We start from the raw sequence: 10,360 nt of genomic DNA, 5'->3' as shown, positions 1-10,360 counted from the left end.
TGATCGTCTTGTTGTTGGTGTCGATGATCGTCTTGTTGTTGGTGTCGATGATCGTCTTGTTGTTGGTGTCGATGATCGTCTTGTTGTTGGTGTCGATGATCGTCTTGTTGTTGGTGTCGATGATCGTCCTGTTGTTGGTGTCGATGATGGGGGTCTGGAGCAAGCGCAGGCGGGCGGCCCCGGCGCCCATTCCGGTGTAGTCGGCGGGCACCCGCACGACCCCGCTCAGCGTGACCGTCGTTTCAGGCGACTGCACGGTTGGCCCCGCAACGCCCGCTGCCGTCGCAGGCTGCGTCGAGGCGGCGGTGTTCGGGCCGGCGGGCAGCGGGGGGGACACCAGCTGGATGCTGCACGCCAGCGAGGCCACGCAGGACAGACAGAGGGCAGAGAGAGCGACCAGACGCACGGGCAAGCTCCTGAACGGTCAAAGCGGCGGGGAGGGAGGAGGACCGCAGGCGCTCCCGAGGCGCGGCGCGGTGCCTTTTTCGTTCCCGGCGCGGGTGGGGTGTAAACGCAAGACCACCGGGCCTGTCGGCGGGGAGCGGACGCCTTACGTCAAAAAAATAACCAGGGATTAACCATTTCCAGGTCGCTTCGTAACTTCTCTGAAACCTGCGGCCGGGACATTCTCCTCGTCAGTTGCACCGAATGGCCCCACCGCCTGCCCGATAGATGACCCGAGGAGTTTGAAACCGATGCCAGACATCACCATCAACGGCCGCACCGTGAACTTCAGCTCGACCCGCCAGGTCTTTCCGGACGAGTTGAAGGCTGCCAAGCAGCAGATCAACCGCGACGGTCAGGACAACCTGATTTACCGGCAAGGACGCGACACCTTCGTCGCCAGCTCCGCCCGCAACGTCAACTTGCTGAACGTCGAAGCCGCCCAGTTCCTGAGCGGCGGCAGCCCGGCCCGCGTGGGGCAGACCCCGGTGCGCATCCTGGCCGTCAGTGACGAGTTGCTCTCGCCCCAGCAGCGCGCCGTCCGGATGGCTGAACAGTTCAACACCGAGAAGCGCATTCCGCTCGCCGAGCAGTCTTATCGCCGGGCGATCGCCCTCGCAACCACCGTCGGCGAAGCCCTCGACGTGGCCGCCTCGGCCGATGACCGCTTCTACATCCGCGTCCCGGACGAAGCCTATGCCAAGGCGATCAGCCTGGTCCGCACGATCGAGGAGGCGCGCGCCGTGGCCGCTCACGCCCAGCGCAACGGCTTCACCCGCCGCGCGACCCAGGCCAACCAGAAGGCTGTCTCGTTGCTCTGAGCCTCCTGCAGGCGCCGAAACCGCGCCGCTGCGATGCCCCCCGCGCCCCACGCTCCCGCGTCGGGGCGCTCAGTCTATCAGGGGCAAACTGGTCCTTCACCCTCACCGTCGTCGGGCCGGAGCAGCCGGTCAAGCGGCGGAACCTGATCTGCCGGGCCAGCGGGCTGGCAGGACGGGCAGTGATCGAGGCGACGCCCGCCCACCCGCTTGCGCAGAACCACTTCGCCACACAGTCGACACGGCTGGCCCGGCCGGTTGAAGACCAGGTGCCGGTAGCGCCAGCGCGGCAGGCCCTGAGCCTTCAGTTCGGCCGCCAGCGCCGTCGGCACCGTCAGTCCCGCCGTTTCATAGGCCTGTCGACAGGCCCACAGCACGGCCTGCCCCAAGGCCAGGCACTCCGGCTCCCGGAGTTCCTGCGGCCGTCGTTCGGGCGCCAGACCCGCCAGAAACAGGACCTCCGACCGCAGGTAGTTGCCCAGGCCCGCCAGAAAGGCCTGGTCGAGCAGCAGGGCCTCCAGGCGCCGCCGCCGAAAGGCGGGGGCCATCACGCGGGCGGCAATTCCCTCCCGCGTGAGTCCCGGGTCGAACACGTCAGGGCCCAGTCTGGCCAGAAACGGATGCTCGGCCAGGGCCTCCGCCTGCAGCACGGCGATGTCGGAGGCCGAATACAGCCGCGCCACCCCGCGCGGCGTGACGATCCGCAGACGTTCCTGCCGCCGGGTCACCGGCGCCTTGGCGCGGGGGCCGCGCACGTCCCAGCGGCCGAACAGCTGGTTGTGCGAGTAGATCACCCAGCCGTCGTCGAAGCGCGTCAGCATGGCCTTGCCGCGCGTCTCCACGGCCAGCACCGTGCGGCCCGTCAGCTGGGCCCCGTGGTCGGCCAGGTCCGGGCGCTGAAAGACCACCTCGCGCGTGGGATGGCCCACCAGCACGGCCCGCAAGCGGTCCGCGGCGCGACGAATTTCCGGGCCTTCCGGCATGGAGACTCCCCCGTTCGTCCCCCCTGCGAGCGGCAGTGTAGCGCGTGCAAGGCACCGTGGGCAATCGCCAGGGGCTTCTTGGCGGCGCAGGGCGAAAGAAACCACCAGAAGTCTTAACCCAAAGTTCAACCAGCCAGGCGCGAGCGGAAGGTCGGCGGAAGATCGGCGCCTCACAATGCGGGTGTGAGAGTTGCCCGGCGAGCGCCGGGCCAAGAGAAGGAGTTCACCCCATGCGTCACCCCCTTGCCATCGCGTTGACCCTGGCCGGCCTGATGCTGGCCGGCTGTGCCCAGAACGTGCCCTCGGCGGTGTTGAGAACGGCCACGGCGCCCGTGGAGGCAAGCGTCGCGGCGGCCCAACCCGAGCGCAGCCTGATGGCAATGTCGAGCCAGGCGCTCAGCCCCATCTCGGAGCGCCAGGCCACCGTGGTACGGAACGTGCGCTACGGCAGGTCAGCCGAGCAGGCGCTGGACGTGTACGGCACCAGCGAGCGCCGGGCCAGCCGGCCCGTCGTGGTCTGGGTGCATGGCGGTGGTTGGAAGATGGGCGACAAGGGCAACGACCTCGAGGCCAAGCGGGCCTACTTCAAGTCGCTCGGCTACGTCTTCGTCTCGACCAACTACCGGCTGGCCGACCCGAACGTGCCGGTCGGACGGCGCGCCATGCATCCGGACCAGATCCGCGACGTCTGCGCCGCGATCGGCTGGGTCAAGCAGAACATCGCGGCGCACGGGGGAGACCCGCAGGCGATCGCCCTGATGGGGCATTCGGCCGGTGCCCATCTGGTCTCGCTGGCCGGCACCCACGCCAAGTACCTGGCCGAGGCCGTCGGTCGCGTCGGGCTGGGCTCGCTGCGCGGCGTCGTCAGCGTCGACACCTCCAACTACGACCTGATCAACACGAATGGCCCCTGGATCGAGGAACTGGTGCTGAACGCCTTCGGCAAGGATCGCGCGGTGCGACGCGACGCCTCGCCCCTGTATCAGGTGGATTCGGGCCGTCAGACGCCGCCCTTCCTGGTCTTCGTGCAGGGCTCGGCCGAGCGCATCCGTGAGGCGCGGCAATTCCACGACCTGACCCGGCAAGCCGACCCGCTGCAGCGCGGCGACCAGTTCCAGCACGTGACGGCGTACAACCACATGGAGATCAACGAGGCGATCGGCCGCCCCGGCGAGCGCCTGGTCACCCCGGCCATCACGGCCTTCCTGAAGCAAATGTTCGGCCGCTGAGGGCATCCGTTCTCCCGCGCCCTGGGGCTTTGCCCCGGGGCGCGGGAGAACCGCGATAAACCTCCTGAACCGAACCCTCCACCGTCTTGACTTGCATTAACCAGGAGTTAATCCAGGCTTTCTGTGAAATATAGATTTCAGCGCAAGCAAGGCGCGCGCGTGACCGAAATCATCGGTAACTAGAATCTCTCGACGGTGGTGGCCATTGATAGGCCGAGGAGTCACACTTGTTCAAGCACGTCGCGCTGTCTTTCATCGCCTTGGCCATCCTGAATGGATGCCACACGGCGCCCCTTTCAGTCGCTTCCGTTTCCACTGCAGGCATGAGTGCTGACGCCCTTCGTGGGCGCAAAACCGGGGTCGGAAGCACGTACGATGTCTCGCTGCGCGACGATTCCCTGGCCAAGGGGGCCAAAATCATCCTGTCTTATCACGATGCCAAGGGCTATTTCGCCCCCGGGGCCATGGCGGGTGATGATCTCCACGCCTACATCAAGGTGACGCCCAAGTCAGGCAAGGCGCTCGAGATCACGAGCCTCCGCCTCAATCAGGACCGGGGACGGCAGAGCTTTTACGCCGGCTCCGAGCTCGTGAAGGGTTACGCCGTCAAGGAGATCAAAGCGGTCGAACTGGCCTTCTATATGGGCAAGACCTGGGACTCGAACCTCGGCAAGAACTACCGCGTCAGTTTCTGACCGGGCTCCCCCTGATCAGGCCGGTCCAGGCGGCTCCGCCCCGTTGTCGCGCCAGAAGGCCGCTTGAACTGATTCAGCCCGTGATGAGCGACCTCCCGAAACCCGGGGGGTCGCGCTCGCACATGACGTGCGGATCGGTGCGGGTGAGCGCGATGGTTCGGGCAAGGCCCACCCGCCCAGAGCCCCTCGGAAGCGGCGCGAGGCCCACGGCCGGACGGGCGAGCCCCTGGCGCGTGGCCGGATCACGCTGAGCCTCCCGGGTCGCCAGCGCTACCAGGGCTGACCGATTTAACCGAAGCTTCATCTGGCTCCGCCGGCGCGGAAGGTTCTGGGAAGATCGGGCGGCCAAAACCCCTTCGTGAGCCGCGCAGAGGCGCGGTACCGGAGCCGAGAAGGAGTCCCCCCATGCGTCAGGTCCTGTCCACCGCCCTCGCCCTCGCCGCCCTCGCCCTCGCGGGCTGCGCGCCGAATGTGCCGTCCGCCGTTCTGAGGACCGAAGCGGCCGCGACGCCCTCGCTCACGGCCGCGCGTGCCCTGATGGCGACCGCCCCCCGCGGGCTCGCGCCCATCCCGGAGCGTCAGGCCACCGTGGTCAGGAACGTGGCCTACGGGCGCCACGCCGAGCAAGGGCTGGATATCTATGGCACGAGCGAGCGTCAAGCGCGCCGTCCGGTGGTGGTCTGGGTACACGGCGGCGGCTGGAAGACGGGCGACAAGTCGAACGGGATGGACACCAAGCGCGCCTACTTCAAGTCGCTGGGCTACGTGCTGGTTTCGATCAACTACCGGCTGGCCGACCCGTCGGTGCCCGAGCGGCAGCGGGCCATGCACCCCGTCCAGATCCGGGACGTTTGCGCGGCGATCGGCTGGGTCAAGACCAACATCGGGGCGCACGGGGGAGACCCGGCGGCAATCGCCCTGATGGGGCACTCGGCCGGCGGCCACCTGGTGTCGCTGGCGGGTACGCACCCGACCTACCTGGCCGAGGCTGTGGGACGTCAGGGCCTCGGTGCCCTGAAGGGTGTCATCAGCGTCGACTCCGCATGCTATGAGCTGACCCGAACGGACAGCCCGAAGCAGGAGGACCTCGTCCGCAACGCCTTCGGCACCAATGTCGCTGTGCGCCGGGACGCGTCACCCGTGCATCAGGTGGCCTCAGGGCGCCAGACGCCGCCGTTCCTGGTGACCGTGCAGGGTTCGCCCGAACGAATCTCCGAGGCCTTTGCCTTCCACCAGGCCACGCGACAGGCCGATCCCCGCCAGAACGGCGACGGCTTTCAAGCCGTCCGGGGCTACGACCACAACGAGATGAGCCAGATGATCGGCGTGCCCGGCGAACAGGTGGTGACACCTCCCGTCACGGCCTTCCTGCGCCAAGCCTTCGGCCGCTGAGGGTTCGACAACCGCCACCGTTCGACACCTGCGCCCGATCGGGCAGCTCAGGTACAGGCGCGACCGGTGGCGGTTCACCCCGGCGATCGATGCCAACCTGCCCAAGCCCTGCCACCCGGCTGGGCATCCAAAACGAGGAGTGCCCGCCATGCGCCTGACGATGCGAGGACAAACGGGAACTTGCCCCGCGGCAACGGCCCGGGCTACCATGGCAACTCTGCGAGGGGCCTGCATGCCATTTCATCTCTCCCGTACCGCACTCGCCTTGCTGCTCGTCGGCTGCACGGCGACCCCGCCGGGGTCCGGCGGCTCGAGGGCTCAGGGTGCCCCCCCGGCCGGGAAAGTCCCGGCCGCGTCACCAAATGGCAGCCAAGTGGTGGCCAACAACGGGGCCACCTTGGTGGGAAACAATGGCAGTAGCTTGGTGAGCAATACCACCGGCAGCCTGACGCTCCCCTCACCCGCCAAAGGCGTGGGGACTGACATACAGACCAGTGCGCAGAATCTTCAAACGCCGCTGGGCCCCTTGAAGGGGGCGGCCAGCATCATCGGCAAGCTGAAATCCGGCCCTGCCGAACTGATCGCCAACAACAGCGCGACCCTGCTGGGCCTCGGAGGCAGCGGCCTGGTCTCTGACCGAGGGGGCGGCATCATTTCGGACAAGGGCCTGGGGCTGCTGGCCGGCAGGTCGTTCGCCAGCGCCTATCGCCTGCTCAGCCTGGAGGATCAACCCCGCGCCGGGGCGCAGGTGCGGCTGGTCGACCCTCAGGGCAACCCCCTCACCGACCAGGTCACCACCACCGACGCAGAGGGCGCCTTCACCCTTCAGCGACCGGAGGGTGTGAGCGAGGCCCTGGTGCAGGCCACCTTCGATGTGGCCGGCAAATCGATGGAATACCTCGCGGTGGCTCCCCCGAGCGGCCCGCTCGAGGTGGACACGGCCACCACGCTGGCGGCGGCCCGCTGGCGTGCCGATCGCCTGGCTGGACGGGCTAGTGCCCTGCCCGGGGCCAACATGCTGGCCAGACTTCGCACCCTGCTCGGGCCCGGCACCGTGCCTTTCCTGGGTCGCGGCTCGCGCGACGTGGCGGATGCCTTCGACCAGTTCGTGAACGACGACGACACGCTGAGGACCGCGATCGCCCAGGAGTCCCCCGAACTGGCCGCACCGGCTCGTCCTTCACGGGTCGAGCCCTGGTACTCCAGCGAGACCCTGCAGGCGCTGGGCGCCCTGCCGGACGACGCCAAGATCAAGCGCGGTGAGACCAGCGTGTTCTCGGTGGACGGCGAGGGCCGTCTGTACATGGTGGTCAAAGGCGCGCCGACGCGGATCATCCGCATCACGCAGGAGCAGAAGCTGGAAACCGTCGCCACCGTGCCGGTGGACTCGGTGGGGCCCTACGCAATTACCTTCTCCCCCGGCAAGTTGCTATACCTGGTCCATCTGACGACCGCCAACGGGATCGCCGTCAACCGATTGGAAGACGGCAAGCTGGTGCGCCTGTTCGCCACCCCGCCGAACTCGCTCGACATCGCGGATTTCTCTCAGGGGCGGATCGCCGCTGCCGACACGGGCGAGCTGTACTTTTCCTGGGCCAGCCGCCACCTGATCCTGGTGGCCCGCCCAGGCGCCCCCCGACTCGAACGCTACGCAGGCAAGTTGAATGAAGCCGGCTATCAGGACGGTGCCCGTCTGGAGGCCCGCTTCAACCTGCCGCGGGCGCTGGCGGTGGCGCCGGATGGCCGCCTCTACGTGGCCGACCGCAACAACCACTGCATCCGGCGCATCGAGCCGGACGGCCGGGTCATCACGGTGGCCGGCAAGCCGGGCGAGACCAGCTCGCGCTTCGGGCGGGGAGGCTATGCCCGCCTCGGCGAACCGGGCGCGATCGCGGTGGCGGCCGATGGCACCATGTACGCCACGGATGTGGGCATCCAGCGCGCCCTGGTGCTGCGCCTCAGCCCGGACGGCTCGGTCTTCCTGGTCGCCGGCGGCAATGCCCGCGGCAAGCGCGACGGCAATGGCCCGGACGCTCGTTTCATCACCCCGGTCAACCTTGAACTCGACAACCAGGGCAACCTCTACCTGGAAGATCTCGAAAGCCTGGATGGGGGGCTCCCCGTCTTCACCCTGCGCAAGATCGTGCCACCGCAACCCTCCAAGGCCGCGACCAGCCCGACGCCGGAGGCCGGCGTCTCTCTCGTTCAACCCTAACGCCAACCGGACTGATTGCCCGTGACCCCGACCATGATTCCCGCCGCCCCCACCCTGGCCGACCTCGAAGCCGCCGCCGCCCGACTGGCCGGGACGGTGGTGGCCACCCCCTTGCTCGAATCGACCGAACTCAACCGGCGCGTCGGTGGGCGCGTCCTGCTGAAGGTCGAAGCGCTTCAGCACACGGGCTCGTTCAAGTTCCGCGGCGCCTGGAATCGCATCAGTCAGCTCGACCCGGCTCAGCACCCGGCCGGCGTGGTGGCCTACTCCTCCGGCAATCACGCGCAAGCCGTGGCCGCGGCCGCCGCGCGGCGGGGGCTGCCCGCGCGCATCGTCATGCCGGAAGACTCGCCCCCGCTGAAACTGGCCCACACGCGCCGCCACGGCGCCGAGGTGATCCTTTACGACCGCGCGACGGCCAACCGAGAAGCCACCGCCCGCGGCATCGCCGAGGCGCTGGGGGCGGTGCTGGTGCCGCCCTACGAGGACCCGGCCATCATCGCGGGCCAGGGCACCGCGGGCCTGGAACTGATGGCGCAGGCTGGCGAGCGGGCGGCCCAGCTGGATGACGTGCTGGTCTGCTGCAGTGGCGGCGGCTTGGTGGCGGGCGTGGCGATCGCCCTGGCCGCACGCTCCCCCGCAACCCGCGTCTGGGCGGTGGAGCCGGAAGGTTTCGACGACACCGTGCGCTCGCTGGCCAGTGGGCAACGCGAGACCAACGCCCGCAATGCGGGAGGCGTCTGCGACGCGCTGCTGGTGCCCACCCCGGGCGAGCTGACCTTCTCGATCAACCGTCGCTTGCTGGCTGGCGGGCTGGTGGTGACGGACGCGCAGGTCTTCGCGGCCATGCGCTTTGCCTTCGAACACCTCAAGCTGGTGATCGAACCGGGCGGCGCCGCCGCGCTGGCGGCCGTGCTGGCGGGCTTGCTGCCGACCGAGGGACGCACGCTGGGCGTGCTGCTCAGCGGTGGCAACGTCGATCCGGCGCTGTTCGCCGAGGTGCTGACGCCAGCCTGACGCCACCCCGACCCGGTCGGCAATGCCTGCTCGAACGCTCGGGATGCTGGCATTCAGTCGAGGGAGACGTCCGCGCCGGCTTCTTCCAGTTCCCGCCGCAAGCGTCGGGCCTGGGTTGCCGTCAGGCCCCGAAACACGAAGGCGGGTTCCTCCGACAAGCGCTCCTCGGCCGTCTCGGGCGCCCAGCCCAGCTGTTCGCACACGACGGCAACCACCTGGGCGCGGCCCTGGAGACTGTCGGGCAGGCGCTGCAAGGTCAGATCGTGGGGCGCCTCGTCGCTGGAGACGGTCGGGACGACGGTCTTCGCCCCGTCGGACGGCTGCTCACGGCGCAGCTCCAGCTCTCCCCCCGCCTGAGCCAGCGCAAGCCGCGCGCCTTCGGCCCGCGCTGGCGAGGTCTGACGCAGCACGGCAATCGGCGTGCTCTCGACCAGCGCGTAGGCCTCCGCCAGCGGCAGGCGCGTCACCACGCGCACCGCCTTGATCAGATCGATGCGGCGATGGCCAGGGGCTAGCAGCCACAGCGTGAGGTCCCCCTCCCCTTCGCCGGCCTCGGGGTTCAGCGGGCGACGGGCCAGCGCGTCCCGGCTCGCACGGGCATACTGCGGTGACGTGCGGACCTCCCACACCCCGGAAGCCCCCTCTCGGGGCTTCCGGCCGCGGGTCAAGTCCCGCAAGGTAAACAGGACAAAGAGCACCAGAAAGAGGTTGAGCGGCGTGAAATAGGGAGGGTCCGACAGGGCGCGCGCAAACGCCACGAGCTGCTCCACCCCATCCTGAATCATCTCGTCATGCCCCCTTGTCACCGGCCTGCCAGGCAGGTACCCACCCTCCGGCAGCGATCACACGACGCCCGGCTGCGGGTAAGGGGGAAGCAGGAGCCCCTGATGCCGGACGCCCTCCACCCAAAAGAACTGGTGCTGGTCGGCGGAGGCCATGCCCACCTGGCAGTCCTGCAGGCGTTGCGTCGTCAGGCCTGGCCCGCCGTGAGCGTCACGCTGGTGACGCCCGAGCCCACGCTCTGTTACTCCGGCATGGTGCCAGGCTGGCTGGCAGGCCACCATCGGTCCGAGGCGCTGCACATTCCGCTCGCCCCCCTCGCCCGGGCGGCCGGGGTGAGGTGGCGGCAGGATCGGGTGAGCGCCGTGGATGCGGCCAGGCGAACCGTGCAGCTGGCCTCCGGGGAAGCACTGGCCTACGACGTGCTTTCACTCGCCTGCGGCGCCGTGGTCGATGGCGGGGCGTTGCACGGCTTTTCAGGGCCGCTCCTGCCCACCCGGCCACTCGAGGCCCTGCTGGCAGGCTGGCCTCCCCTCAAGGCGCACCTGGCCGCCCACGGCGGACACCTGGTGGTGCTGGGTGGTGGAGCCGCCGGCGTGGAGCTGGCCCTGGCGGCGCGGCACGTGTTGCGAGACGCTCGCCGGGTGCCGATCAGCCTGGTGATCGGGGCCGGACTGCTGCCCGGTCACGCGACCGCCGGTCGGGCACTGGTCCGGCGCGCCTGCGAGCAGGCCGGTATCACGCTGCGGGAAGGCCGGGTGAACCAGGCGGCAGGCCCCACGCTCCA

The 10,360-nt window shown here is 68.9% G+C and carries 10 protein-coding genes; 7 read left to right on the top strand and 3 right to left on the bottom strand.

The genetic code is table 11. The features are described from left to right. Window positions 1–406 (bottom strand): hypothetical protein (locus VKP62_06940; GenBank protein ID MEB3196926.1); only part of this gene is annotated, 406 nt, incomplete at its 3' end. Between the two features lie 289 nt (window positions 407–695). On the opposite strand from VKP62_06940, the gene VKP62_06935 reads away from it, so the two are divergent. Further along, window positions 696–1,265 (top strand): hypothetical protein, encoded by a 570-nt coding sequence (locus VKP62_06935; GenBank protein MEB3196925.1) that lies wholly within the window; start codon window positions 696–698, stop codon window positions 1,263–1,265. A gap of 77 nt (window positions 1,266–1,342) precedes the next feature. On the opposite strand, the gene nei is transcribed toward VKP62_06935, so the two are convergent. Further along, window positions 1,343–2,245 carry an endonuclease VIII gene (gene nei, locus VKP62_06930; GenBank protein MEB3196924.1) on the bottom strand — a complete coding sequence of 301 codons (903 nt, stop codon included), beginning with the start codon at window positions 2,243–2,245 and terminating at the stop codon, window positions 1,343–1,345. Between the two features lie 230 nt (window positions 2,246–2,475). Here nei and VKP62_06925 point away from each other — a divergent pair, with 230 nt between their 5' ends. The 5 genes from VKP62_06925 (at window position 2,476) to VKP62_06905 (ending at window position 8,793) form a co-directional block, all read left to right on the top strand. Further along, complete coding sequence (locus tag VKP62_06925) at window positions 2,476–3,474, top strand: alpha/beta hydrolase (protein ID MEB3196923.1); 999 nt, start codon at window positions 2,476–2,478, stop codon at window positions 3,472–3,474. Between the two features lie 227 nt (window positions 3,475–3,701). Continuing rightward, window positions 3,702–4,169, top strand: coding sequence for a hypothetical protein (locus tag VKP62_06920; GenBank protein ID MEB3196922.1), 468 nt, complete (start codon window positions 3,702–3,704; stop codon window positions 4,167–4,169). Window positions 4,170–4,574: 405 nt separating this feature from the next. Continuing rightward, on the top strand, window positions 4,575–5,561 hold the full coding sequence (locus tag VKP62_06915; protein ID MEB3196921.1) for an alpha/beta hydrolase: 987 nt from the start codon (window positions 4,575–4,577) through the stop codon (window positions 5,559–5,561). A gap of 232 nt (window positions 5,562–5,793) precedes the next feature. Next, entirely contained in the window at window positions 5,794–7,776 is a 1,983-nt protein-coding gene (locus VKP62_06910) for a hypothetical protein (GenBank protein ID MEB3196920.1), read from the top strand. A gap of 33 nt (window positions 7,777–7,809) precedes the next feature. Next, the gene (locus tag VKP62_06905) at window positions 7,810–8,793 is read left to right on the top strand and encodes a threonine/serine dehydratase (GenBank protein ID MEB3196919.1); all 984 of its coding nucleotides are present in this window, start codon (window positions 7,810–7,812) and stop codon (window positions 8,791–8,793) included. Window positions 8,794–8,846: 53 nt separating this feature from the next. Here VKP62_06905 and VKP62_06900 read toward each other — a convergent pair whose 3' ends face one another. Continuing rightward, window positions 8,847–9,551 (bottom strand): ribosomal protein L7/L12, encoded by a 705-nt coding sequence (locus VKP62_06900; GenBank protein MEB3196918.1) that lies wholly within the window; start codon window positions 9,549–9,551, stop codon window positions 8,847–8,849. A gap of 129 nt (window positions 9,552–9,680) precedes the next feature. Between VKP62_06900 and VKP62_06895 the strand changes: the two genes are divergently transcribed. Then, the coding region (locus VKP62_06895; GenBank protein ID MEB3196917.1) for an FAD-dependent oxidoreductase at window positions 9,681–10,360 on the top strand (680 nt) is incomplete at its 3' end.

It is taken from the genome of Candidatus Sericytochromatia bacterium (genome assembly GCA_035285325.1).
Taxonomy (GTDB): domain Bacteria; phylum Cyanobacteriota; class Sericytochromatia; order S15B-MN24; family JAQBPE01; genus JAYKJB01.
Note: the sequence above shows the minus strand (reverse complement) of the source record. Positions and strands in the feature narration are given on the sequence as shown.

Coding starts and splice junctions, on each gene's coding strand:
- VKP62_06935 (MEB3196925.1), top strand. CDS start 696: ATGCCAGACATCACCATCAACGGCCGCACCGTGAACTTCAGCTCGACC.
- nei (MEB3196924.1), bottom strand. CDS start 2,245: ATGCCGGAAGGCCCGGAAATTCGTCGCGCCGCGGACCGCTTGCGGGCC.
- VKP62_06925 (MEB3196923.1), top strand. CDS start 2,476: ATGCGTCACCCCCTTGCCATCGCGTTGACCCTGGCCGGCCTGATGCTG.
- VKP62_06915 (MEB3196921.1), top strand. CDS start 4,575: ATGCGTCAGGTCCTGTCCACCGCCCTCGCCCTCGCCGCCCTCGCCCTC.
- VKP62_06910 (MEB3196920.1), top strand. CDS start 5,794: ATGCCATTTCATCTCTCCCGTACCGCACTCGCCTTGCTGCTCGTCGGC.
- VKP62_06905 (MEB3196919.1), top strand. CDS start 7,810: ATGATTCCCGCCGCCCCCACCCTGGCCGACCTCGAAGCCGCCGCCGCC.